The sequence below is a fragment of the Streptomyces sp. NBC_00354 genome, assembly GCF_036106915.1.
Classification (GTDB): Bacteria; Actinomycetota; Actinomycetes; order Streptomycetales; family Streptomycetaceae; genus Streptomyces.
Genome location: NZ_CP107983.1, coordinates 8618994 through 8643447, shown reverse-complemented (window position 1 = coordinate 8643447; position 24454 = coordinate 8618994). Strand labels below are relative to the sequence as shown.

Annotated in this window: 15 protein-coding genes and 4 pseudogenes; 12 read left to right on the top strand and 7 right to left on the bottom strand. The window is 69.2% G+C overall.

Translation table 11 applies throughout. The features are described 5' to 3' along the window. The first annotated feature begins 381 nt into the window (after positions 1–381). Together OHT74_RS39950 and OHT74_RS39945 are read left to right on the top strand one after the other, a co-directional pair. A complete protein-coding gene (locus OHT74_RS39950) occupies positions 382–3417 on the top strand; it encodes an ATP-binding protein (RefSeq protein WP_328623106.1) in 3036 nt (1011 codons plus the stop codon). A gap of 238 nt (positions 3418–3655) precedes the next feature. Then, positions 3656–5164: an ISL3 family transposase gene (locus OHT74_RS39945; protein ID WP_328623488.1), complete on the top strand. Its 1509-nt coding sequence runs from the start codon at positions 3656–3658 to the stop codon at positions 5162–5164. A 503-nt stretch (positions 5165–5667) separates the two neighbouring features. On the opposite strand, the gene OHT74_RS39940 is transcribed toward OHT74_RS39945, so the two are convergent. Then, positions 5668–6273 (bottom strand): DUF1326 domain-containing protein, encoded by a 606-nt coding sequence (locus tag OHT74_RS39940; protein ID WP_266671939.1) that lies wholly within the window; start codon positions 6271–6273, stop codon positions 5668–5670. 346 nt (positions 6274–6619) lie between these two features. Between OHT74_RS39940 and OHT74_RS39935 the strand changes: the two are divergent. The 3 genes and pseudogenes from OHT74_RS39935 to OHT74_RS39925 all read left to right on the top strand — a co-directional run. Next, positions 6620–7183 (top strand): annotated as a pseudogene (locus tag OHT74_RS39935) (IS3 family transposase); the annotation flags it as partial. A gap of 498 nt (positions 7184–7681) precedes the next feature. Continuing rightward, on the top strand, positions 7682–8245 hold the full coding sequence (locus OHT74_RS39930; protein WP_328623105.1) for a GNAT family N-acetyltransferase: 564 nt from the start codon (positions 7682–7684) through the stop codon (positions 8243–8245). A gap of 15 nt (positions 8246–8260) precedes the next feature. Next, a pseudogene (locus OHT74_RS39925) lies at positions 8261–8599 on the top strand (transposase family protein); the annotation flags it as partial. Between the two features lie 83 nt (positions 8600–8682). On the opposite strand, the pseudogene OHT74_RS39920 reads toward OHT74_RS39925, so the two are convergent. Further along, a pseudogene (locus tag OHT74_RS39920) lies at positions 8683–9141 on the bottom strand (transposase); the annotation flags it as partial. A 476-nt stretch (positions 9142–9617) separates the two neighbouring features. On the opposite strand from OHT74_RS39920, the gene OHT74_RS39915 reads away from it, so the two are divergent. The 3 genes from OHT74_RS39915 (at position 9618) to OHT74_RS39905 (ending at position 11641) form a co-directional block, all read left to right on the top strand. Next, the gene (locus tag OHT74_RS39915; protein WP_328623104.1) at positions 9618–10418 is read left to right on the top strand and encodes a maleylpyruvate isomerase family mycothiol-dependent enzyme; all 801 of its coding nucleotides are present in this window, start codon (positions 9618–9620) and stop codon (positions 10416–10418) included. Positions 10419–10850: 432 nt separating this feature from the next. Further along, positions 10851–11276 carry a transposase gene (locus OHT74_RS39910; protein ID WP_328623103.1) on the top strand — a complete coding sequence of 142 codons (426 nt, stop codon included), beginning with the start codon at positions 10851–10853 and terminating at the stop codon, positions 11274–11276. Further along, positions 11276–11641, top strand: coding sequence for a transposase (locus tag OHT74_RS39905; RefSeq protein WP_328623102.1), 366 nt, complete (start codon positions 11276–11278; stop codon positions 11639–11641). The genes OHT74_RS39910 and OHT74_RS39905 overlap by 1 nt, the downstream gene beginning before the upstream one ends. Here the strand turns inward: OHT74_RS39905 and OHT74_RS39900 are convergent. From OHT74_RS39900 to OHT74_RS39885, 4 genes are all read right to left on the bottom strand, one after another. Further along, complete coding sequence (locus OHT74_RS39900) at positions 11598–12143, bottom strand: hypothetical protein (protein ID WP_328623101.1); 546 nt, start codon at positions 12141–12143, stop codon at positions 11598–11600. The genes OHT74_RS39905 and OHT74_RS39900 overlap by 44 nt on opposite strands. Before the next feature lie 257 nt (positions 12144–12400). After that, positions 12401–12904 (bottom strand): hypothetical protein, encoded by a 504-nt coding sequence (locus tag OHT74_RS39895; RefSeq protein WP_328623100.1) that lies wholly within the window; start codon positions 12902–12904, stop codon positions 12401–12403. Positions 12905–13269: 365 nt separating this feature from the next. Further along, a complete protein-coding gene (locus OHT74_RS39890; protein WP_328623099.1) occupies positions 13270–14298 on the bottom strand; it encodes an ATP-dependent DNA ligase in 1029 nt (342 codons plus the stop codon). Between the two features lie 395 nt (positions 14299–14693). Beyond that, the gene (locus tag OHT74_RS39885) at positions 14694–15359 is read right to left on the bottom strand and encodes a hypothetical protein (RefSeq protein WP_328623098.1); all 666 of its coding nucleotides are present in this window, start codon (positions 15357–15359) and stop codon (positions 14694–14696) included. A gap of 530 nt (positions 15360–15889) precedes the next feature. Between OHT74_RS39885 and OHT74_RS39880 the strand changes: the two genes are divergently transcribed. From OHT74_RS39880 to OHT74_RS39865, 4 genes are all read left to right on the top strand, one after another. Then, the gene (locus tag OHT74_RS39880; RefSeq protein ID WP_328623097.1) at positions 15890–17554 is read left to right on the top strand and encodes a serine/threonine-protein kinase; all 1665 of its coding nucleotides are present in this window, start codon (positions 15890–15892) and stop codon (positions 17552–17554) included. Positions 17555–19467: 1913 nt separating this feature from the next. After that, complete coding sequence (locus OHT74_RS39875) at positions 19468–20721, top strand: protein-glutamine gamma-glutamyltransferase (RefSeq protein WP_328623487.1); 1254 nt, start codon at positions 19468–19470, stop codon at positions 20719–20721. 441 nt (positions 20722–21162) lie between these two features. Continuing rightward, complete coding sequence (locus OHT74_RS39870) at positions 21163–22044, top strand: helix-turn-helix domain-containing protein (RefSeq protein WP_328623096.1); 882 nt, start codon at positions 21163–21165, stop codon at positions 22042–22044. Between the two features lie 107 nt (positions 22045–22151). Then, the gene (locus OHT74_RS39865) at positions 22152–23966 is read left to right on the top strand and encodes an RNA-binding domain-containing protein (RefSeq protein ID WP_328623095.1); all 1815 of its coding nucleotides are present in this window, start codon (positions 22152–22154) and stop codon (positions 23964–23966) included. Between the two features lie 73 nt (positions 23967–24039). On the opposite strand, the pseudogene OHT74_RS39860 reads toward OHT74_RS39865, so the two are convergent. Next, positions 24040–24441: pseudogene (locus tag OHT74_RS39860) on the bottom strand (DUF932 domain-containing protein); the annotation flags it as partial. Positions 24442–24454 lie beyond the last annotated feature (13 nt).

Below are 24454 nucleotides of genomic sequence, written 5' to 3'. Positions count from 1 at the left end.
GGTGTCCGCGCCGGTGCGCGGGACGAGGGCAGTCCTGCGCCTGTGTGCCGGTGCGGCGCAATATGGGGGCGGCGAGAGTGGGGCACCGTGCGTTGGCCGGGGTGCCGTGGGCCGGGCGACGGGTTTGCGGCGTGGAGAGGGCCGGCGTCCTGGGACTCCCGGTACACGTGTACGGAATGGCATTTCAGCCGTACGCCAGGCCGATCGGGTGCGGCAGGCCGAAGTCGGAGAAAGGCCCCGGATTGGCTGTCCGACCTCCGAAGCCTCTTATGAAGCTCAAATGTGCGCCACCCGGTACGTACCGGAACGGGACTGCGTCTATTGTCTGCTGTCGTGGAGTCAGCTCGACGAGTCGCAGCCCGGCGGGCGTGACTCGCAGAGGTGAGGCCTTGGTCGAACTGCGGGAATGCGACCGTCGCCACCTGCTGTCGGGGAAGGGCACTCAGCCAGAGGCTGTTACCCCTCCTCGGGCCGCTGACTCTTCTGGACCCGACACTGCGGCACCACCGGTCGGGTCTGGCACAAGGCTGCCTGGTTCAGCAGGCAGATGGCATCACTACGGGAGAGACGGCCGTGCAATTCTTGGGGCCTCGCCTCGTCGGACGCGATGCCGAAACGGCGATGCTCACCACTCTGGCGCTACGTGCCGCGCGCGGCTCGGGGCAGGCCGCGTTCATCGTCGGCGAGGCCGGAGCGGGCAAGACAGCGGTGCTTCGGCGCGCGGCGGCAGACGCCGAAGGCGCCGGCCTCCAGTCGCTGTGGGGCTCGGCCCGGGAGCTGGAGGCGCATCGCCCGTTCGCGGTGGTATCGGCCTGCCTGGGGATCGATGACGACCCTACGGACCCGCTGCGCGCGCGGGCCGCCGAAGTCCTCTTGGGGCAGGCTCGGTACGGGCTGCCGGGCACGCTGGGAGGCGCGGATTTCCCCACTGTGGAGGCCATGTGCGTTCTGGTGGAGGAGATCTGTGCACAGGGGCCCGTAGCGCTCTTCCTCGATGATCTCCAGTGGGCCGATCGGGCCAGTGCGCTGGTATTGCAGCGGCTCGTGCAATCGGTGGCTCAGTTGCCGCTGCTGATCGTCGGGGCGCTTCGCCCGGTTCCACGGGTAGTCGAGGTCGACGTACTCGCCCGCGGGCTGCGAGGCAGCAATCGCACGGTGCTGCAGCTCGGTCCGCTGGCCTCCTCGGCCGTGCCCTTGCTGGTGGCCGACACGATCGGGCATGAACCCGGCCCTCGATTGCTTCGGCTGTGCGAGGGGGCGGCAGGCAACCCGCTGTACCTGGAGGAGCTGATCGCCGCCCTTCAACGGGAAGAGGCGATCACGCTGAACGGGGCTGTCGCAGAGGTCACGGCCGATTGCCCCGTTCCGGCGATCGACACGCTGATCACTCACCGGCTGGCGTACCTGCGTGACGAGGTCTTGCAGGTGTTGCGCGCGGCGTCCGTGCTGGGAGCCGGCTGCACGCTCCACGATCTGGGAGCAGTACTGGAGGTGCCGGCCCACGTCCTGCTCACCACCGTCGCTGATGCCGAAGCGGCCGGAATCCTGACTCCCGACGGCCCACGCCTCGTCTTCCGTCATGACCTGGTGCGCCAAGCTCTGCACGACGCCGTGCCGAGTTCCGTACGCTCGCTGCTACACATCCGGGCCGCGCAGGCTCTGACCCGGGCCGGGGCGGCGCCCGAGCGCGTTGCCGGACATCTGCTGGAAGCCGCCCCTGCGGACGGGGAGTTCTTGGTTCCCTGGATAACCGGGTCCGCAGCGCAGCTCACCGCGCGTGCGCCCGGTCTGGCCCTGCGGCTGCTGGGCACGGCGCTGAAGATCGCCGATCCCGCTGACCCACGCTACGAGCAGTTACGTCTGCACCATGTCGTCGCGCAACTGTCATCAGGTCTTCTGGCCGAAGCCGAGGAGAGCGCCCGCATCGCTCTGGCCAGACCCGCCGATCCGGGTCTGGAAGATCTGTTTCGCTGGATCATCGTGCAGGCCGCGTTCGCGCGCGGCCGCCCCGACGTCGCTCTGGCAGAAACCCGTCTTACGTGCGGAGCAGCAGGCGCGCCGACACTCGATGCGGTCCGGTTCCAAGCATTTGCATCGGTATGCCTCTTCGCCCTGGGGCGGCTGCCGGAAGCGGGAGCCGCCGCTGCCGCTGCGCGGCGAGCGGCTGCCGAGCTGGGCGACGCAACGGCCTTGGCCCATGCCCTGCAAGTGCTGGCCGCCAAGCATTTCCTGGAGGCTCCTGGCCTTGAAGCACTGGGCCTCGCCCGTCAGGCGTCGCGTCTGACACCCGAGACGATCCACCCGGCGCAGTGGCTCGGGCTGCAGCTCGCGCTGGCCAACTGCTACATGGAACTGGATCTGACCCCGGACGCGGAGCACACCTTGGCGAGCGTCCGCCCAAGCGCCGAGCACCTCGGGGGTGTTTTCCTGCCGTGGTACCACCTGTCCTGTGCGCTGCTGGCGTTCCATGCCGGCCGGTGGGAGGACGCGATCGCAGAGGTGGACGCCGGCCTCGACCCCGGAGTCCACTTCGCAATGAGCCGGGCGTTGAGAGCGCTGGCGGGGGCAATAGCCGTCCATCAAGGCCGGCGTGACGACGCCGAGACCCACATGAGCCAGGCCGCAGCGGCACAAGACAGCGGAACGGTCTCCTGGTTCTACGAGTACGTCCTCTTGTGCACCCAGGCCCTGCTGGACGAGGCGCAAGGGCATCCCGAGCGTGCCTTCCGCCGCCTGGCGCACAGCTTCGATGCCGGAATCGGGCATCTGCCCGGTCAGCTGATCCTCAGCTTCCTGACACCCGATCTGGTCCGACTCGCGCTTGACCAGGGCGACTCGCCGGCAGCCCGGCGTTACGCGCAGGCGGCGCGCTCGCGTGCCGCACACAGCGGCGCTCCCTACCATCTGGGGGACGCCTGCCGGTGCGAGGGGCTCATCGCACAGGACCCGGAGCTGCTGCTGGAAGCAGCCCGTCACTACCGTGAAGCCACACGGCCGCTGAACCAGGCGCACGCCCTCACCGACGCCGCCGAGCTGCACGCGATACGCGGCCGGCCCTCCGACGGCCGCGCCCACCTCGAGCGAGCCCTGGCGATCTACTCCGGCCTGGGCGCAGTCTGGGACGCGGCACGCGCCACCGCCCGCCTTCGCGCGGTCTCCGTGAGCCGCGGCAACCGCGGCCCCCGCAACACCGCCCGCCTGGGATGGGAAGCACTCACCTCCACCGAGCGCATCATCGCCAGTCACGTCGCTGCTGGACACTCCAACCCCGAAACAGCCGCCCGCATGTGCATCTCGCGCCGCACCGTCAGCACCCACGTCTCCAACATCCTGCGCAAGCTCGGACTGACCTCGCGAGTAGAGCTGGCGACCGAAGTAATCCGCCGCAACAGCCTGCCCGAACACCAGCGGCCCTGAACCGTCAATCAGTCGGCACAGGGCTACTCCAGAGGCATAGCAGACGCCCGCGCCCGGTCGCGTCGAACGAGGAACTGGGCAGCGACCGGTCGCCGCCTGCTCGCGCTGAACCGCACCGAACGCGAGTTCCGGGCTGGCCGGGTCTGTACGGTCAACGGCTCTGTCTCACATTCGGTGGTGACGGAGGGTGGCTAAGGTCGTTGATGTCGGTGTGAAGAACATCAACGAGCTTGTGCAGATGGTGTTTTCGGGCATATCTCCGCTGGTCATTGAGGATGTGGCCGATGAGGGCGGGCGGGTCGTGGTGAGGGCGCGGACCCCGAAAGAGCCCGCGCCCTGCCCGGTGTGCGGGGCGTCGTCGGGGCAGGTGCACGGCTATCACTGGCGGAAGGTGGCCGACGTACCGGTCGACGGCCGGCGGGTGGTGCTCCGCGTACGGGTGCGACGTCTGGTGTGTCCCACGCGCGGGTGCTGTCAGACCTTCCGCGAGCAAGTGCCCGGGGTGCTGGAGCGCTATCAGCGGCGCACTGCACGTCTGACCAGGCAGGTCAAGGCGGTGGTGAAGGAGTTAGCGGGTCGGGCGGGAGTCCGTTTGCTGGCGGCACTCGCCATGGGTCTGTCCCGTCACACAGCCCTCCGTGCCCTGCTGGGCATCCCCCTGCCGGCCGGGCGGATTCCTCGAGTGATCGGTGTCGACGATTTCGCTCTGCGCCGGCGGCACCGCTATGCCACCGTGGTGATCGACGCGGAGACCCATGAACGGATCGATGTCCTGCCCGACCGCACGGCCGGCTCTCTGGAAGCGTGGCTGCGTGCCCATCCGGGGGTCGAGGTCGTGTGTCGTGATGGATCGACGACTTACGCGGAAGCCATCCGCCGGGCCCTGCCCGACGCCATGCAGGTTGGTGACCGCTGGCATGTGTGGCACAACTTGTGCGAAGCCGCCCTGAGCGAGGTGAAGGCGCACAGCAACTGCTGGGCCACCGTGCTCGACGCACCTTTGTGTGACGGGCCGCGCGCACAGACCACACTGGAACGCTGGCATCAGGTCCACGACCTGCTCAACCAGGGCGTGGGCCTCCTCGAATGCGGCCGCCGCCTGCAACTGGCCCTGAATACCGTCAAATGCTATGCCCGAGCCGACCGGCCCGAGCGGATGCTCCGCGTCCCAAAATACCGGTCCAGCCTCGTCGATCCCCACCGCGAGCACCTGCGCAAACGCCGGGCTGAAGACCCCGCCGTCCCCGTCCAGCACCTCTTCGAAGAGATCAAGGCCCTCGGCTTCACAGGCTGCCTCAACCTCCTGCACAAGTACATCAACCAAGGCCGCGCGGACGCCGACCGCAGCCACATCTCCCCACGCAGGCTGGCCCGGATGCTCCTGACCAGGCCCGAGAACCTCAAGGCCGGACATCGCGATCTCCTGGCCCGCCTCACCGCTGCCTGCCCCGAGATGACCCACCTGGCCACCGCCGTCCGGACCTTCGCCCCGCTCCTGAAGCCTCAGCCAGAGAACGCCGACGCGCTCGATCTCTGGATCACCCAGGTCCTTACTGCCGACCTGCCGCATCTGCACGCCTTCACCCGCGGCCTCGAGCGAGACCGCAACGCCGCGATCGCCGCGATCACACTTACCTACAGCAACGACCCCACCGAGGGCATCAACACCAAGGCCAAGCGGATCGCCCGCCAGATGCACGGACGAGCAGGCTTCACCCTGCTCCGGCACCGCATCCTCCTCGGATAACGCCACCCTCAGTCACCACCGAATGTGAGACAGAGCCGTTAACTTTACGGACCCGACCCCGGATCCTCCCCGGGAGGCCCCATGCCCCACTCCGGCCGCGTACACCAGCTCCACCGCGCAGCACGCTCCAGGCGCCCACCCACCCCAACCACAGCACCTTCTTCGCGATCCTGCCCGCGACGTGGTTCTTGCTCCCCTTCCTTACCGCTCAGGAGACTGCGGGCATGGGCGATCAGGGTGTCGTTGGTCAGTTCGAAGATGAACTCCTTGGCGCAGTGTGCGCAGATACAAGGAGACGACGGGCGCGACGGCGGGGAGCATCATCGCGGCCACATCAGTCCCCACAGGACCAGGAAGCCCCATAGGTCCCGCCCCACCGTGCCCGGCCCACGTGCCATGCCTGACGAGCTGCGGACCGTCAGAACCCAGGCCAGCGCCGCCACAGCGAGCAGCGCCGCCCAGCTCGCCGGGACGACGGCCCGTCGAGCACGCGGAGGCGACATTCAGGCCGCCCAGGAGAACGGCGCCGAGAAGGCGTTCTTCCCTTCGTTTCCGAACTCAAGGCCGAAGGCGTTCACCCGCGACCTCGTCGCGACTCCGGCCGCCAGGGTGTCCGCAGGGAATCCCACCCCGCTGACCCTGACGCCCTTTCCGGTCGCGTCGAGCGGAGAGACGAAGTCCTCGACTTCGATGTCGATCGCGTCGCCGATCCTCACGCTGTGGCTCCGGCCGTCATCGGCATAGTCGATCCGGGCGACCTCCAGCCCGAGCATCTCGCCGACCAGCGGGCCGAGGTCCTGCATCGGGCCGCCTCGCTGACCGGAGAAGACCGCCCCGAGCGCTTCCGCCTGCTCCGGTGAGGCGGCCTGGTCCATGATCATGCCCAACCGCCAGTTGCCCTCGCTCATGAGCGGCGGGGCATCGGCCACCACGGCGACCGTCAGACCGCTCACGTCGACATCGCCGACCTGGCCGGAGTCCACGTGAAAGGCCAGGACCACCTGACAACGGTCGTAGTCCGCCGGAGCCGAGAGGCCGGAGGTGGAGCAGGGGCACACCATATTGCAATTGCAGTTCTCGAAATACGTCCCCTCAATGCGCCATGCCATCGGAAGCTCCCTTCCTGAGGCACAATCCTAGTCCCCATTCTTCGCCCCCGGCGATCAACCGGCAACGCGCCGAGGGTGCGCCACCGGGATGGCCACTGCCTCAGGCCCCCGGGGGCAGCGGCCGTGTCAGCGAAGCGGTACGGGGCGGTGACTAATGGGCGGTTGCATCGTGAAGCGGCAGCTCACGGCCTGATGTGCGGGGGTGACAGCGTGCTCACGATGGTCGCCGGTCGGCGCCCCCGATGAAGATCGTCTGACTGGCCGGCTGGCGATGCTCTCGGAATCTGCTGCGCCTGCCGTGGCGGTCCGCCTACGATCCGTCACCGTGCGGATACGCTGCCGGGTCGCGGCAAAGGCACCAGATCTGATCGGCCGTGACTTCACCGCGGCCGCGGTGAACACGAAGTACGTCGGCGACGTCATGTATCTGCCGGTCAGCGGCTCAAAGCCGCTCTACCTCGCGACCGTCATCGACCTAGCCTCACGCCGGCTGGCCGGGTGGGCGATCGCCGACCACATGCGAACCGAGCTCGTCATCGACGCCCTCGCGACAGCCGAGCAGACCCGCGGGAGCCTGGCCGGAGCGGTGATGCACACCGATCACGGATCCCAGTACACGAGCAGAGCCTTCGCCGAAATCTGCAGGTCAGTAGGGGTCCGGCAGAGCATGGCCGCGGCTGAGTCCAGCGCGGACAATGCCGCAGCGGAGAGCTTCAACGCCGCCTTCAAGACGGAGACGCTCAAAGGTCGCAAAGGCTGATCGAGCGAGCGTGAAGCACGACTTGACGCCTTCCGCTGGCTGACCCGATACAACACCCGACGCCGGCACTCCCGCCTCGGTCAACGGTCTCCGATCGCCTACGAGAACGACTTCCAAGCAACAGCAACTACCCTGGCCCGAGCCGCATAGACGTGTTCAAAATCCGGGGTCAAGGCCCGTCGGGCAAGCCAGCGTGAACTGCGCACGCTGGGGTCCATGAGGCGCAGCTCGCCTGCGATCGCTTCGCGCACCTCATCTGATTCTTGGCTCATGCAGGCATCTTCGCCCAGGCGGCCAAGTTCACCGCAACCGAACTACCACCCGCAGAGCACAGCTCGGGTTCGGACTGACTGCGCGCCACCTATCGAGACGACCCCTAACACGATGGTTGCCCGCTGCCGGGCCTGATGCGGGGTCTTGTGGCCGTAAGCCATCTTCTTCAGCCGGTGGCGCTCGGAGGCGGTCAGCACGACGGGCACGGCGGAGGCGAGGGACACGGGAGGAAAGCGACCGATCCTTCAGGGGCAACGGGGAACGGGCCGGCACCAGGCCGCACCCATCTCTATATCCTGCGACGTCATGGCAACGCCTCCGAGTTGCCGAGGAAAATCGTTGGGCTGACCGACTTGCTGCAGGCATGATCGACTCGTGGACACCTACCTGAAGACCGAGCGCCTGGCCCTGCGCCGCTTCACTGCCGATGACTCGGACCTGCTGATCGAGCTGGACAGCGACCCGGCGGTGATGCGCTACCTGACCGGCGGCAATCCGACCGCGCCGGGACTCGTCCGTGAGCGCGACCTGCCGAAAATCCTCGCTGGTTACGAGAAGTGGGGCGGCGACCTCGGACTATTCGCCGCGCACGAGAAGGACGGCGGCGCGTTCATCGGCTGGTTCCACCTGCGTCCCGAGCCGGAGGGCCCGCTGGACGAAGCCGAACTCGGCTACCGGCTGCGACAGGCGGCTTGGGGCAAGGGTTATGCCACCGAGGGCTCGCGGGCCTTGCTGGGCAAGGCGTTCACAGAGCTCGGTGTGCGCATGGTCTGGGCTGCGACGATGTCCGTGAACCACGGTTCGCGCAACATCATGGAGAAGCTCGAAATGACGCTCGCGGACACCATCCCTACTCCCTCCGACATGGAGATGATCGAGGGCTCCGAGCATGGCGGCGTACGGTACGAGATCACCAAGGAGCAGTGGGAGCGGCAGTAGCGCCCCAGCCGCACCCACGACGCCACCGTCGCCCGCCGCGACAAAATCCTCGAGCACCTCAAGGCAGCGGGCCTCGGCGCGCTCGCCGACCTCGGCTTCATCGGCGTCGACAAGCCAAAGAACCCTGTCGACCAGGTCATCGTCACCGGCTACAAGGCCACCCGGGCCCGCAAGCTCACTGCCGGCCACAAGCAGGCCAACCAGATCCTGGCCGCCGCCCGCGCCCCGGTCAAACACGCCTTCGCGAACCTGAAAGCCTGGCGGACCCTGACCAAGCTCCGCACCGAATCCGCCCGCGCCACCGCCCTCCTGCGCGCCCTGCTCGTGCTGACCAACCTCGAAGTCAACCCCTGACGACACGCTGACGAACGGTCAAGAACCAAGACTCCCGCTCAGGCGTGGCCCTGACAGGCCCTGCCCCCACACCCGCCCGTCCCACACAAGGCCCCCGCAGTCAGTTCCAGGGCTGCGACGAACGAATAGGGCCAGCCGGGGATCATCTGGTCAGCACTGCGACCTCGCCCGTATACGTGGCAGAACAGCAGGTCCGGGCTGGTGGGCGCGTCGGGCCGCAGCCAGTTGCTCACGTCGACCGCGAGGACGATCCGCCCGTCGGCCGCCCTCGGCAGCGGCGTCGAGGCCGGCAGTCTGCGCAGGCGGCGCGGCTCCAGCCAGCCGTGGTTGACCGCGTCGTACATCGCTCCATGCCCGCGCCGGTGCTCGGCCGTCAGCGTGAGCTCGACCAGCGACCTGACCGGCCCGTCCGTGCACAGCACCGCGTCGGTGAGCTCGAAGAGCGCATCCGCACGGGCATACAGGCACTCGTAGAACTCAACACGAAAGCGGGACAGGACACCCAACGCCTCGACGGCGGGAACATCGACAGGGAAACTCATCCTCAGCGGCCGTTCCTCGACACTTCGTTACTCGACATCTCGAAGCGTGGAGGGCGGCCGCGTCGCGCGCTCCCGGAAACGGTAGACCTCAGCAGGTCGGATGACGGGCGAGGTTAAAGATCAAGGTAAGTGGCTGTTGTTGTTCCGAACTTGAGGAGTGCTGGTCGAACGGGAGTCACCTGAACTCCCGACCCGACCGGTCCTCCCCCGCCATCGTGACCTCCGCGTCCATCACATCGAGCGGCAGCGTGACCGCGCGCACCGGGTGGACGTCACGTCGCCGAGGTGCCCGGCCGCACGGCGGGGCCAGAGCACCCACAGGCACGACGCCTGGCGTACCGCCACCACCAGCGTCCTCGCAGCAGTGCGCAGCTTGTCACCCGAGCGGTGGGAGGCGAGGACGTCCGCAATGGCCAACCGGCGGCGACTGTGAAAATCGCTGTCCAATCACCGGAGCACGGTGATAGACATCCGGCGTGGAAAAGAATCTTGAGTTCCCTGACCTGTTGCGACTGATCGATGAACGGTCGACCGCCTTCCGCGCCGTGGTCGCCGCCGCGCCCGGTCTCGACGCGCAAGTGCCGACCTGCCCCGGGTGGACGCTGTTCGATCTGGTGAAGCACCTGGGTGGGGGAGACCGTTTCTGGGCCGCCATCGTCGGCGCGGGGTCTGCCGACGCTCCCCCGGCCGAGGCCGTCGCCGCGCGCGCCGCGCTGGAAGTGCCGCAGGAGCGTGAGGCCCTGCTGGCCTGGCTGGACGCGTCGACGCAGCTTCTGCTGGGCGCCCTGCGCGCGGCGGGACCGGAGAGCGGTTGCTGGACGTGGTGGCCCGCGTCGCAGTCACCGCAGACCGCCGGCGGCACCGCCCGGCACCGGGTCCAGGAGACCGCGGTGCACACCTACGACGCCCAGCTCGCCGGGGGCTCCCTGCAGCCGCTGCCGGTCGAGCTGGCACTCGACGGTGTGGAGGAGTTCCTGTTCACCGTCTGCGCAACGCCGAGTGCCTGGCCGCACAAGCCCACGGCCTTCGACTTCCACGCCGCCGAGGGCCGCTCCTGGCGCCTCACCGTCGACGGCGACGGCGCACGCATCACCCGCATCCCCGCGCCCACCGCCGCGACCGGCGAAGACTCGGACGCAGCCGGCGCCTCCGTCCACGGCACGGCCAGTGAGCTGGTCCTCTACCTGTACGACCGGATCCAGGCCGACTCTTTGCACGTTGACGGAGACGCAGGGCTGCTCGACCTGCTCCGCGCCTGGGAGCCGGAGGAGAAGTAGGACGTAGCGGGGGCGGTTGGCCGCGCCTCGAGCCGGTAGGACACGACTCTTCGCCAGGTTCGTCAGTCGCGGCACCGGGCTCAAACCCGCAAGGCGGCCTCAGGGCGTCACCAAGCCGACCGTCTACCTGGACGGCAGTGCGAATTTGTCCGTCCCGGCGATCACGAGAAGCGACGCGGCTGCCGCCGTCCCGATCTCGTCGAGAAGTCAGTCGATCGGGTGACTGCGGCGGCTGCCGTGCATGAGAGCAGGGCCTCTTGGTAGCTCGAAGGGTGTCGAATCCAACGTGCGGTCCAGGAGGCCCTGTTGTCGCATTTCTACGGCAACGCGGGAGTGGGGTCCACTTCAGCCACTCTCGCGTGTGACTGTCTGGCTCACAGGTTCGGGAACGCCAGAGACCACGGGGCGCGCGAGCGTCGGTATCCCACGGACATGTCGGACGCCGAGTGGGCGGTGGTCCGGCCACTGCTGCCGGTGCCGGGCTGGCTGCGGGGCCGGGGCGGGCAACCGGAGGCTCATTGCCACCGCGCGATGCTGGACGCGATCCGCTACCTGGTCGACAACGGCACGAAGTGGCGGGCCATGCCTGCCGACTTCCCACCGTGGGACCGGGTCTACGCGTTCTTCCGGCGCTGGCGCAACCACGATCTGGTCCGCGAGTTCCACGACCGGCTCCGCCGCCTGGTCCGCGAGCGGGCCGGGCGGGACTCGGAGCCGGGCGCGGGCGTGATCGACTCGCAGTCGGTCAAAGCGGACGCGGTCGTCGGCTCTGACAGCCGCGGCTTCGACGGCGGCAAGCTGATCAACGGGCGCAAGCGGCACGTCGTGGTCGACACCTTGGCCTGCTGCTCGCGGTGATGGTCACTGCAGCGGATGTGGGCGACCGCGCCGCGGCCCAGGTCCTGCTCACCCAGGTCGCTGCCGCGCACCACCTGCTGGCCCTGGTCTGGGCCGACGGCGGATACACCGGCAGCCTCGTCGAGTACTGCCTCGCGGCCTTCGCCCTGGTCCTCGCCGTCGTCAAACGCAGCGACGACATGCGCGGCTTCGTTGTGCTGCCCAAGCGTTGGATCGTCGAGCGGTTCTTCGCCCACCTGATGCGAAGTCGCCGTCTCGTGCGCGACTTCGAGCGTTCCGTCGCCAGCGCGGAGGCGATGGTCTACTGGTCGATGACGATGCTCATGACCCGCCGCGTTGCCCGGCCACGTCCTTCGCGAGCGTGAATCGGCCAGGTGCCGGCTCGATCAGCCAGCCGCGCGCCGTCAGCCGCTTGGCCTTCGATCGCAGTGCCTCCACCTTTCCCGGTACGGGGTCCAGGCCGAAGCAGGCGGCCATCTCCTGGCACGTCAAAGCTCCTTGACCGAGTCGGTTACGGTCGCTGAGGGCCTGCAGGATGCGCTGGTAGTCCACCGACAGCGCCGACCAGGCCAGCCCCGCGCGCCACACCGGCACCACTGTTTTCGGCTTCGCCGCCTCCGCCGGTTCGGGCCGCGCCGGTTGCACACCGGGAGCCGGCAGACCCTCGGAGGCGGCGGGGCCGACGACGCCGTCGTTGCCCGGGGCCAGTACCTCGCCAACGCGTGAGCGGGCGATGACCCACTCGTTCCACTCCCGCTCAGCCACGGCCAGCTCCGCCTGGAGGCGGTCGGCCTCCTCCCGCAGATCGTCGACACGACGGCGAGCGGTGAGCTCACGCTGTTCCAGCAGTCCCACGACCGACGGCATCCTCGACCTCCACCAAAGCAACGACACGACACGTCACCACTGCCACGAGACCGCCGACCCTATGCCTGACCAGCGAGAACGCAGTCCTCAAGCCCGGAAAGACAACTACCTCTCACCCGTTCACCTGATGTTTCATCCCGGACTTCTCAAGGACCGGGGGCCACAGGCTCTTCCGGCTCCTTGGGCTACACCGGGGGTCCGCCGGGGCCGGCTCGTAAGGGTTCGGTGGAGCCTTCTCCAGAACGTCCAGCGGCTCATCACTCCGCCGGGGGGCCCTCCGGCTCCTCGTTCGGCGGGGCCTTCTCCGGCTCCTCTACCGGCTTATCAGACTCAGCCGGGGCCTCCTCCGGCTTATCAGACTCCGCCGGAGTGGTCCCCGTCCCCCAGGTCGACACCGGGGGGCCTTCCGGCTCCTCGTAAGGGTTCGGCGGGGCCTTTTCCGGCTCCTCCACCGGCTTATCAGACTCAGCCGGGGCCTCCTCCGGCTTATCAGACTCCGCCGGAGTGGTCCCCGTCCCCCAGGTCGACACCGGGGGGCCCTCCGGCTCCTCGTAAGGGTTCGGCGGGGCCTTCTCCGGCCCGTAATGCTCCTGCTGCGGCGGAGGGGCAAATGGGTCTACTTCGAACGACGCGGTGGTCACCTCGGTCGTCGGAGCCGCCATCGCCGTCGTGGCGGGGAGAACGACGCCTCCCGTGACCGCCGCCGCCACGATGGCCGCGACACCCAGACGGACGGAGTTCTTCCGGATCCTGCGAGCCATGGTTTTTCTCCCGCTGGTAGTGAAGAGGCGCCCACGTGGCGCCCCTCGCCTCGGTTCCAGTAGGCCGGAACCACCCCGGCGGGGTCATGCCCCGGGATTTCGGGACTTGACACCACCCGGGGACGGCCGAAACCCCGGTCTCCTCGCGACGGACCGGCCTGTCCCCTCCATGGAGAGAAGTCGCGCCCCGGGCCGAAACCGGCAGGCGAGGCGGGCCTCACCCGCTGCCACCAGGACGGCCGGACAGCGGGCGCGACGACGCTGTCCATCCCACTCACAACGCGGAGCAGCCATCGAGGGGTCCCCAGGCGAATACTCGAGGCGGCCCATTCGCCACATGTGCAGCCCGAGTCCGGTCGGCAGGCTCAGCCGGCCGCCGCAGTCGGCCCCTCACCGAACCGGGGAACGTCCTCCGCCGTCACGTCCAAGCGCAGCCGCTTGAAGCGCAGCGGGTGCCGAAATACGCCGCCCCTGTCCACCGCCCGATCCGCGCTGACCTCCACCACCAAATCGGGGCGCACGAGGACCGCATCCAGTGCCTCCCGCGACCCCCAGGCCGCCGCGAACCGCACGCCGGTCCACGGGTGCCCGGGGCCGGCGGCGGCCAGGTGATCGCCGACCTGCCTGGAGGCATCCGGGCGCAGCAGTACGGTGCGGCCGACCGCGCGCAGCCGGTCGTCCTGGTCGTGGCGGCCGAGGATCAGGAGCTGCGGGCGGGTCAGGGTGCCGGTGACGGCGCCGGTGATCGCCTCGGTGGTGTCTCGTCGGCGGATCTTGGTCCACCCTCGGTACGAGGGGAGATAGCGGCTGGTCAGAGGCTTGACCACGATGCCCTCCACCCCGGACACATCCGTCCAGGTCTCCAGCCACTTCCGGGCCTTGGCCAGGTCTGTCGTCATCGGGCACAGCGTCCACGGGGCCATCAGGGCGTGGTCGGTGAACAGCTGCTCGAGGAGAGCACGCCGGTCCTTGTACGGGCGCGATAGCAGCTCTTGCCCGTCGAGCTGCAAGACGTCGAACGCCACGAAGTAAGCCGGCCACCGGGCAGCCAGACCGGCGGCACCGCGGGCGCGGGCGGTTGCCCGGCGCTGCAACGCCTCGAACGACAACCGGCCCACCTCCACGTCCCAGACGACCAGCTCGCCATCGAGGACCAGGCCGCCCGGCAGCTGCTGCTCGGCGGCCGCCACCAAGCCCGGGAACCGATCCTGGACCAGCGACCCACGCCGGGTCTGCACCAGCACCCGCCCGCCCGGACCGGCCGCGGTAAACAGCAGCGCCCGGTGCCCGTCCAGCTTCTGCTCATACGCCACCCCGGCGCGCAGCGCAGCCGGGCCTGGCACGGACTCGGCGGCCTGCGCCAGCATCGGCTCCACCGGCGGCCTGAGCACCATCCCGGGGCCTCCCTCACGGCTTGCCCTCTTCCAGAGTCGGCCAGGCCGGCTCCACACGGTCCGGCGGGACGGCCGTGGACCCATCCATCCGAGGGGCCCGGCGGAGCCGTCAGGGCCAGCTGCGGCACGGTGACCCATGCGCCACTGGTCCCTACTTCTCCTCCTCGCCACGCTGCTCGAGGCATCCGGATACGTCACCATCCACCCCACGCCTACCCGGCCCGCAAGGTCTCCCCCGCCGCGGGTGTGGCCGACCGCAAGCAGCCCGCCGATGTGGTCGGGTAGGCGGGTCACGTTGCCGTGACCCGGCTGCCCGACCACAGTACTGTGACTGAACACGACAGTTGGCCCGTCGGGCCGACCGGATGCTCAGGTCCGCAGGCGTCAGCGAGCGGTCAGCCGCCGTGGAGGCCCCACTCGTCGAGGCCGCCGTAGACGTGAGCCTCAAGGCATTGAGGTGCGTCAAGGCCGATGGCCTCGCCGCGGTAAAGGGCGATGAGTGAGTCCGTTCCCCGCCACCAAGCGTCAGTGAGGCCCTGCACTTCAGGTACCTGCTCGTACCCGTCGAGGTTCAGGCAGTCGACTGCCTTGCCGGTGATTCTCGTGATGGCCTTGGCCCAGCGACTTGCGTGGGAGGCCAGCGCCAGGGACTCCACCCAGCCGTCCGTACTCGCATGCAGCGGTACCCATCGGGGACCGTGGATCCCGAACTCGCCACCGGGTCCGACCATGAATCCGTAGGCCATGGACACCCGACCGTTCCCGGCCGGAATCCACCAGCCCTCAACAGCCGAGCCCTCGGGAACGTCCGCCCCCAGGATGCGCGGGCCGCTCTCGTAGAACGGGGCCGGGGGCAGCGCGAGACCGCCCCACCGGTCTTGGAAGGCCACGGCACGGTCGATCTCCGCAGCCGGGATCCCGCGCTCGATCCACGCGTCGCGGTGACGCCATATGCCCTGTTGACGAACGCGGATGCCCTCCACCTCCACGAACCTCTTGGCCCTGCGAGTCAACCCGGCAGGCGCGACCGGAATCGGCGATATGGGAGTGGCGGCCGTCATAACGCCGGAGTCTAGCGGCGGGGTGCGGCTACGCCTCGGCTGGCGATCCCACCCGCCATCCTGCGGGCCAGGAGTCGCCCTCAGGGACCAACTAGCGAGCTCAAGGGCCACCTATCGCGCACAGTCACAGCCAAGCGGGCCGGTGGACTGCACACACTCGCGCCAATAATCGAACAAACGCTTGAATAGGGCTGCACGCACACCGCGGAGCACCGCCATGACCTCCCCCGCCCCCACCGCCAGACCGCAGCCCGTCACCTGGGCACCCAGCCAGACCGGACCCTGCGCAAAAATGTGGCACCCAGACCTGCCGCTACGGAGTCGGCGCCTCGCCCTTGTGCGCGGCCTGCAAGGCCGCACGGAAGGCGCAGTACGGGGGCTGAACGGTGTACGACGTCTGGCACGCACGCTGATCCGAACGGGATTCAGACACAGGCTCTGACCGGCAGAGGATCTTGCGTTCGGTAAAGTTCCGCGTGCGCCGGGCGAGTTCCGCGGCGCGGGCCGAAAACGACTGTAGGGGAATCGAGTTGGACACCGTCTTTCATCCGCTGGAGGGCGGCGACCCGCGGTCCGTGGCCGGATACCGCATCGCGGCCAGGCTCGGCGCCGGCGGCATGGGCAAGGTGTACCTCTCGTACACGCCGGGCGGACGGCCCGTCGCGATCAAGGTGATCCGGCCGGAGTTCGGCGAAGACGCCGAGTTCCGCCGCCGCTTCCAGCAGGAGGTGCGGGCCGCCGAGCGCGTGCAGGGGCTCTACACCGCGCCGGTGATCGACTCCGACACCGAGGGCCGCCACCCCTGGCTCGCCACGGCCTACGTCCCCGGGCCCTCCCTGGCCGACGCCGTGCAGCGGCACGGCGGGCTGCCCGTGCCCACCGTGCTGCTCCTGGTCGCGGGCGTCGCCGAGGCCCTGCAGGTCATCCACGGGGCCGGCATCGTCCACCGCGACCTCAAGCCGTCCAACGTCCTGCTCGCGGGCGACGGGCCCCGCGTCATCGACTTCGGCATCGCGCGGGCCGCCGACGCGACCGCCCTCACCGGCAGCGGCGTCACCATCGGCACCCCGACCTTCATGGCACCCGAACAGGCCGCGGGCGGTGCGGTCACCCCGGCCACCGACATCTTCGCGCTCGGCCAGGTCGCAGCGTACGCGGCGACCGGCCTGCCCGCGTTCGGCGAGGGCACCTCGCACGGGGTGCTCTACCGCATCGTCCACGAGCAGCCCGACCTCACCCGACTCCCGCCCCAGCTGCAGGAGTTGGTGACCCGCTGCCTCGCCAAGGACCCGGCGGCCAGGCCCTCGGTCGACGAGGTCCTCGCGCTGTGCCGGGCCGCCAACGGCGACGCGCCGCTGCGCCGCCCCGAGGCTTGGCTGCCCGGCGCGGTCGCCGCCGACATCACGCTGCGCGGGGCGGCGCCCGCACCGCCCGAGGTGACTCGGGTCCCGGCGGCCCCGGCACCGGCGCCGCCCGGCCACACGCCGACGGTGACCGCCGCGCCGCCCGCCGTCCAGGGCGCGTACGGACCGCCGACGCCGCCCCCGCCGGGCCCCTACGCCCAGCCGTCGATGCCACCGGGCTACCCGCCCCGGCCGTCCGCGCCGGGCCGCCCGACCCGGCGGCCGGGCGTGGCCGTGGCGGTCGGGCTCGCCCTGGCGCTGCTCGCCGGCGGCGGCCTGTACCTCGTGAGCCGCAACTCCGGCACGGAAGAACAGGCCGCCGGGAAGGGGAAGAGGACCTCGTCCACCCCGAAGGCCTCGCAGCCGCCGGCCGGCGTGGCCAAGGCGCCGGAGCCGGTCACCCGCACGGGCATCAACCTGCCGGAAAACTACACCCTGAGGTTCGGCGACGGTGAGCTGCGGCCGCAGGAGTCGGGCGGCTCCGCCGGCGACCTGGAGTTCGCCGGGCACTCGCTCCCGTACCGCGTGCGCACCCAGGCGGGCAACCACCTCGTGCTGCTCGACCCGGGGCAGGCCGGATCCCTGGAGACCTGCCGCGACGAGACGCGCTTCGCCAACTACATCCCCCTGGACAAGCTGTCCCCGGGCGCCCAGTTCTGCGTCCTCACCAGGGCGGGTCACATCGGCCTGATCACCTTCCGGGGGCAAACGGCCAACACCGACCCCGCCTTCCACGTCACCCTCGACGCCACCGTCTGGCGCCTGGCGGTCGCGCCCTCGTCTGCCGACTGACCCGCCCGCCGCAGCCCGGTCAGATCCCCGTCGGGGGTACGGATTTCCTCCGCGACCGGCGCCTCCACCACCGCGCGCAGGGCCAGGGTCAGCCTGTGCGGGCAGGGGCGGTAGACGCGCAGTGGCCGACGCCCCGGACGTCCCGCACCGTCGCACGGCGTAACAGCCCAGCCTGTAGGCCATGAACGGGCGGCCAGGTCCGGTGAGGACTTGGCCGCTCTGCTGTTTGCGCAGCCGCGGCAGGATTCGAGCCTGCGGCGTTCCAGAGCGAGCCGCGCAAGCTGAGCGTCAGCGGATCATCGGGATCCTTTGCCGTCTCCGTGGATTACAAGCTTCAGGTCGCGGCCAGCTGAAGAACAGCTCCTCTTGACTATTGCGCAGACAGGTACGGCCGCCCTTGACCACCGGGTGTCGTGTGGACAACCGAAGATCAGCCGGTGGCCGTAGGACATGGCGCAGACCCCGCCCGCAAGGGCCTCATCGTGTGGGGCAGTGGTGCGGCTTCGGTCAAATTGGTGATCTTCGGTTGGGGCGTCCAGGCCTCTGACGGACCCTGCGCACCTGCGGGACCAGCGGTCCAGCGGGATCGGCGGGACCTGTCGGACCAGGGTTGCCCGGGCAGCCCGGCCTACTGCCGGCCCCCGCAACGCCCGCACCGACACCGCCGGCAAAGCAGCGTCCGGACCAGCACCTATTCCTGCCAAGCCCGGGTCCCCGTGCTTCCTGATCCACCCGCCGATCACACCAGCCCCCGCCGGCCCGTGATCAGAACTCACGCAACTGAGACAGCGTCACCCCACGTGCCATAAAGCCCGGGAACAGCGATCCCACGCAAATCCCTCACCCCCAAGTCAGTGACCCCACCCGCTGAAAACAGCCTGCTACCAGCAATAACGTCCCAAAGCCCACTGTCTCTCACCCCATCACCCCAAAACCAAGAGATCGCAACCAGCCGTTGCACAGAAGGCGAGGGCGAATGACAGCCCTGGGTCGGGCAGCAGCGGAAAGTGGCGAAGATCTTGCGGTCCTTCCGGCGGGCGTTCGTCCGGTTGAGACCCGGAGGGTGTGGACCGGAGCCTCCGCATGCGGTTCGCCACCGCCGCTGCACGAAACGCTTCGACCCGGCCGACAGCGCCGTCGTGCACCACTCCTCAGGACTCCCAAGGTCACTGTTACCGGTCTCGCCGCGGGCCGTACGCCACGGGCAGGAAAACGCTGCCGCTACGTGTCCCAATGCCGGACTCGCCCGCCTTGATGACCGAATACCGCCCTATTAGACAGCGTGGCCGATTTCGAAGCCGCGGTGTTGTCGAGGAGTTGGCACCGGGCCATGATCGCTTCTCGCACAACCTGACTACCCACCCGGGAGCCGAGATGTGATAGCAAACCCCCTTCCACGGGATGAGGCTGGACGGCCTGCGGGCCGCCTTCCGGTACCTGCAACCCCGTGCAGGGTTCTGGTTCCTGAACAAGGGACGTTTCTGAAACTCACCTGCAAAGCCACTCAGAGGAACTCCGGGGCTTTTCGTCTCGGCCCCCGGACAGGCGGTTCTCAGCTTCTCCCGCACTACAACATCCGCGCAGGCACGGCCGTTCACGCCGAGTGGGTCCGCCTGGCAGCACGGCTTCATGTATGCCGCCCCGTATGCCGGACTCCGCTACTGCGCCGACGCAGAGCACGCGGTCCGACACGCGTCGTCATCACCTGATGCAGCCGACCCGGCCCGAACGGGGTGGGCGGAGCCGGCTCTGACCACGACAATCCCCGGTCGGCCGAGCAAGACATGGCCATCCGCCCGTCAACTGCCGACGGCGCACGGCCATGACCTGATCAGCAGCTCGCCGCGTTCTCCTCCACCGTGCCGCTCTCTCGCATGCCCTGCATTCCACCATCAAAGGAGTTCTTGATCTTCATGTACAAACGCTCGGGGTTTCTCGCCCTCACCACGGTCGGCGTAGTGCTGTGCACCGCTGGTCTCACGCCATCGGTCAGCCAGGCAGCCGGCAGTGCCGACGGCGAGAAGGGGTCCTACGCCGAAAAGCACGGCCTGACAGTGGATGACATCGGGCACATCAACGCACTGAACGAGAAGGCTCTGAATCTGGGTCAGCCCGGCAAGCCATCCGGAGGGTTACTGCCGAGTGCCGCCGAGTCCCTCAGGGCTTCCGCATCGGCTGGCGACAGGGTGACCCCTCCCGCCGAGCCGCTCGACAGCATGCCTGACGCGTACCGGGCCCGCGGAGACAGGGCCACTACCGGCATCAGCAACTACATACGCAAGTGGCAGCAGGCCTACAGCCGCCGCGACGGCAAACCTCAGCAAATGACCGAAGAGCAGCGAGAGCAGCTGTCCTACGGGTGCGTCGGCGTCACCTGGGTCAATTCAGGCCCCTACCCGACGAACAATCTGGCCTTCGCGTCCTTTGACGAGGACAAGTACAAGAACGCTCTGGAGACCACCGGCCCACGGCCGGGCGAGACGCGGGCCGAGTTCGAGGGGCGCATCGCCAAGCAGAGCTTCGACGAGACAAAGGGGTTCAACCGGGCTCGTGATGTGGCATCCGTCATGAACAAGGCCCTGGAAAACGCCCACGACGAGGGGGCCTACCTCAGCAACCTCAAGGCAGAGCTCACGAAAAACAGCGACGCTCTGTCCAAAGAAGACAGCCGCTCGAGCTTTTACTCAGCCCTGAGGAACACACCGGCCTTCAAGGACAGGAACGGGGGCAACTACGACCCGTCCAAGATGAAGACGGTCATCTACTCGAAGCACTTCTGGAGCGGACAGGACCCCAGGAACCCCTCCGACAAGAGGAAGTACGGCGACCCGGACGCCTTCCGCCCCAACCAGAACACAGGCCTGGTCGACATGTCGAAGGACAGGAACACCTCGCGCAGCCCCGCCAAGCCCGGCGAGAGCTACGTCAACTTCGACTACGGCTGGTTCGGGGACCAAAAAGAAGCAAACCCCGACAACACCATATGGACCCACGCCAACCACTACCACTCGCCCGGCGGCGCCATGGGGCCCATGCAGGTATACGAGAGCAAGTTCCGCAGCTGGTCCAGCGGCTACACGGACTTCGACCGCGGAACCTACATCGTCACCTTCATACCCAAGAACTGGAACACCGCCCCCGCCAAGGTGAAGCAGGGCTGGCCGTAACACCCCGCCCCTCACCACGAACACGCCCTCCGCGCAACTGCCCCGCCCCACCACATGCCACATGCGGAGCGGGGCAACCCTTCGATCACCCACACCCCCAGTTCGCGGCCCGATGACCACCCGCCCCGACCGGGTGCTGCCCATCACCCCAGGGCTCCGCTATGAGTCCTCCGCGTCGTCGACAAGGACCAGGTGGAGCCCGTCGAGGAACCGGACCGGCGTATCCCGCCTCCCCTTTTGCCACTCACGACAGGGGAGGCGGCCGGTACCTTCGTGGGGATGACGGTCGCATCGCGGGCCGGAAGCCCGGCGGCTACCACGGCCCGGGCGGACACCGGACTGCCCCGCCGTATGGCCGTCTCCCCCGCCGGAAACCAGAGGGAGACGGCCATACGGCGGTTGACGATATAGCCGAAGTGTCCGGCCGAAGGGCTGCACAGGATGTGCATGGATCGGCGCACTCTGTACATGGGCGAAACGCTGGGGGGCGTGCTGCGACGGGCTCGCACGGGCCGCAGGCTCTCGCAAGGCGCCGTGGGCGAACAGGTTGGCTACTCCGCGTGGGTGTCCCGGGTGGAAGCGGACCGGATGCTCCCGGACAACGCCGCAGTCGACGCGTTATCTGGTGTGCTGGGCCTGACCGCTGACGATGTTGGACGCGCGGGAGAAGACGTGCTGCACCGCCGAACCATGCTGGGCCTGGGCCTCGGGGTCGGCCTCGGCGCCATGCTCCCCACCCCCGCGGCCGCGCCACCCGTCGACCCGAAGGAGCTGGTCGAGCGAAGCCTGTTTCGGTTCCCCGACGCCCGCCCGGCCAGCCGCGAGTCCCTCGCCGCCGCGCTCACCACGGCCCGCACCGTCTTCCACGAGGCGCAGTACGCCGAACTCGGCCGGACCCTGCCGGCCCTGATCTCCGGCTCGCTGGCCTCGAACGCGCACGACATCGCGGCCCGCCCCTACGTGCTGCTCGCCCAGCTCGCCATCAAGAACTACCAGGGCATGGCCTGGGTCGCCGCCGAGCGCGCCCGCATGCAGGCCGGACTGACCGGCAACCCGGTGGTGATGGGCGAGGCCGCGCACTCGATGGGCGTCACCATGCGCCGCAGCGGCGACTACCAGGCTTCCATCGACCACCTCCAGCAGGCCGTGGCCCGGCTCGGCCAGCGGCCGGAAGAACTCGCGATGCGCGGCACCCTCTTGCTGACCGCCTCCTACTCCGCGGCCCAGGCCGGATGGCGCGGTCGGGCGATGGAGTTCATCGGAGAGGCCGAGGAGACCGCCAAGCGTCGGGAGGCTGCCGACAAGAAGCTGTCCAGCTGGTGAACGACTTGGTCGGGTGAGGCGAAGACCCACCTGATCACGCCCTGTGGTGTCGGTGAACTTGCGAAATGCGGCGGCGGATGGCCGGAGTGCAGGTGGATACTGCCGGGGTGCCGAAGGATCTGAAGAGCGCGCTGGCCGCGCTGGACGCCCATGAGCCGAACTCCCTGCTCGGACTGCGCGAGACCCAGTGGATCGATGCGAAGGCGGCCCCGTACCAGCTGGCCGACCCCAAGGCGGTCGAGGAGCTCACCAAGGACGTCTCGGCGTTCGCCAACGGGGGCGGCGGGGTCATCGTCATCGGCATCGCCACCCGCCCGGAACACGACGAGGAGGTCCTGGACCACATCGTCGATATCGACCCGGCCGCGGTGAACGTGGACCAGATCCGCAAGCTGATCCGTCAGTGGATCACACCGGCTCCTCGCGGCGTGCGCATTGGATGGTCCGGTGCGGCCGGCGAGCGGGTGCTGTTCATCGACGTGCCCGCGCAGGCTGCCGAGACGCTCTTCGTGGTGCCGGCGCCGGTGGGCAAGCCCGGTTCGCCGCGCACGGACACGGTCGCCGTGCCGATGCGGGACGGCGACAGCACGCACTGGCTGCCGCGGACCGAGATCCAGCAGCTGCTCTCCGCCGGAGTCCGGGCCTCCGGCATGCCCACCGCCCAGGCCCTCATCGAGCTCGTACGGCAGGCCGTGTCCGATGCCGGGCCCGATAGTGGTCTGCGGGTCGGGCAGGGCCTGCCCGACCGGGAGAGGGAGATGCGGGCAGCCTACGAGCAGCTCGCCAAAGCGGGGCTGGGGCAACCGGCCGCTGAGGCATGGGCGCAGGGCTCGGCCGCGTTGCAGGATCTGCACCATCAGCGGGACGGCGAGCCGGGCTGGGTGCTGTGTCTGGTGGCCGGGCGCCCTGCGGCCGCCGTCGCCGCGCCGGTCTGGCAGGCGATCGTCGACGCCGGCCGGCATGCACCGGGCCAGGACCCGCTCGCGGCCATCGGCTTCCCCCGCCCGCCCGAGGACATGGACACCCCGGGGGTGATCGCGGCTGACACCCGGATCGTGGACCTCGACGGCGGGTCATGGGGCGCAGGCCGCCTGGCGTGTTCGGGGCGCGGCGTGTGGCGGTGGCAGCCGCTCCCCCGCTTCGGCCTCGACCAGGGCCGGTCTGCCGAGAACTGGACCGTCGGCCAGACGCCGGCGCTGCGCCTGCGCGCACTGGTGAGCCTGCCCTGGGCCGACCCGGGCACGCTGGATATCACCAAGCCCCGGCGCTCTCTGCTCGAACAGCAGCTTCCGTACAGCGCGGTGGCCGGCGCGGTGACGTTGCTTTCCAGGCGCCGGGGCGCAGATCTGCCCGCCACTCGCTGGGAACGGGGGCCCTTCGACAACTCGGCCCGTTCCGCTGGCTACACGTGCACGATCGCCGGACCGGACGGCGGCCCGGCGTTGAGGGCGTCCGTCGTGCTCGCGCTGCCCACCGCGATGGAGTCCACCGTGGTCGCCTGCGCGGACGTCCTGATCGAGAGCCCGGCAGCGTGGGCAGCCGCCCTGGGCCCCGGCTCGGGCACGCAACTGGGCCTCGACGAGGTCCAGGCCGTGCTGCTGAGCACGTGGGAGACGGCTGCCGAGCTTCTGCCCGATCTCGTCGGCGACCCGGCCCCGCTGTCATGGGCCGGCCCGCCCACCATCGAACTGCGGATGACGTGCGAACAGCCCGCCGACAACGGCGTCCTGCCGGTCCTGGACTCGCTCGTCGACCTATCGCCGCTCGGCGCCAACGACGGCGGCCCCAGATCGCGGATGGCCGTCACCATCACCGCCGCGCCGGCGATGGGCCGCGCGGAGCGCCAGCGCCTGCTCCGGGAGGCGCTGGCGCACATGGCCCAGGCGTTCGGGTACGTCGACGCCGAGGTGGACCTGCTCTAGGCACGTCGGCGGTGCCCGTGATCACCTGCTCGGCGCGGGCGGCGTTCTTCAGGTCCGGATTCGCACAACGCGATCACCGAGTACGCCAATCACGTCGCCCCGGCACGTGGTTCCTCCCGATGCCGGCCTGGGCATCTGCCTGGAAGAGATTGCGGATCGTGTTCCACCGGCTAGTCTGGTTCGTCTTCTTCCGGGCGCTGTCGCTGCTGGCGACCGGCCACAGCTCCTCCACGACGGAGCGCAGCGTGGTGGTGGTCATCTCTGCGTCCAGCATGCGCTGGGCCGCTTTCTCGAACTCCTCGGCGTACTTGAATGTCAGGCCGAGGGGCTGCCGGGCCTGTGCGATGCGGCTGCGCGCTCCGGAGGTGTGGCGGACCGTGTAGCTGCTCTTGGCAGTTCACAGACCGGCGCGCAGGGTGTTGGCGCAGACGACACGTATGGGGGTGACGACAATCCGGAATGCGCTGCTGCCGTCGTGGGAGTTGAAC

Bases quoted from the DNA above. Each gene is read 5' to 3' on its own strand.
- OHT74_RS39945 (WP_328623488.1), top strand. From the start codon at position 3,656: ATGGTGTTTTCGGGCATATCTCCGCTGGTCATTGAGGATGTGGCCGAT.
- OHT74_RS39940 (WP_266671939.1), bottom strand. From the start codon at position 6,273: ATGGCATGGCGCATTGAGGGGACGTATTTCGAGAACTGCAATTGCAAT.
- OHT74_RS39910 (WP_328623103.1), top strand. From the start codon at position 10,851: ATGTCGGACGCCGAGTGGGCGGTGGTCCGGCCACTGCTGCCGGTGCCG.
- OHT74_RS39905 (WP_328623102.1), top strand. From the start codon at position 11,276: ATGGTCACTGCAGCGGATGTGGGCGACCGCGCCGCGGCCCAGGTCCTG.
- OHT74_RS39900 (WP_328623101.1), bottom strand. From the start codon at position 12,143: ATGCCGTCGGTCGTGGGACTGCTGGAACAGCGTGAGCTCACCGCTCGC.
- OHT74_RS39895 (WP_328623100.1), bottom strand. From the start codon at position 12,904: ATGGCTCGCAGGATCCGGAAGAACTCCGTCCGTCTGGGTGTCGCGGCC.
- OHT74_RS39890 (WP_328623099.1), bottom strand. From the start codon at position 14,298: ATGGTGCTCAGGCCGCCGGTGGAGCCGATGCTGGCGCAGGCCGCCGAG.
- OHT74_RS39885 (WP_328623098.1), bottom strand. From the start codon at position 15,359: ATGACGGCCGCCACTCCCATATCGCCGATTCCGGTCGCGCCTGCCGGG.
- OHT74_RS39875 (WP_328623487.1), top strand. From the start codon at position 19,468: ATGTACAAACGCTCGGGGTTTCTCGCCCTCACCACGGTCGGCGTAGTG.
- OHT74_RS39870 (WP_328623096.1), top strand. From the start codon at position 21,163: ATGTGCATGGATCGGCGCACTCTGTACATGGGCGAAACGCTGGGGGGC.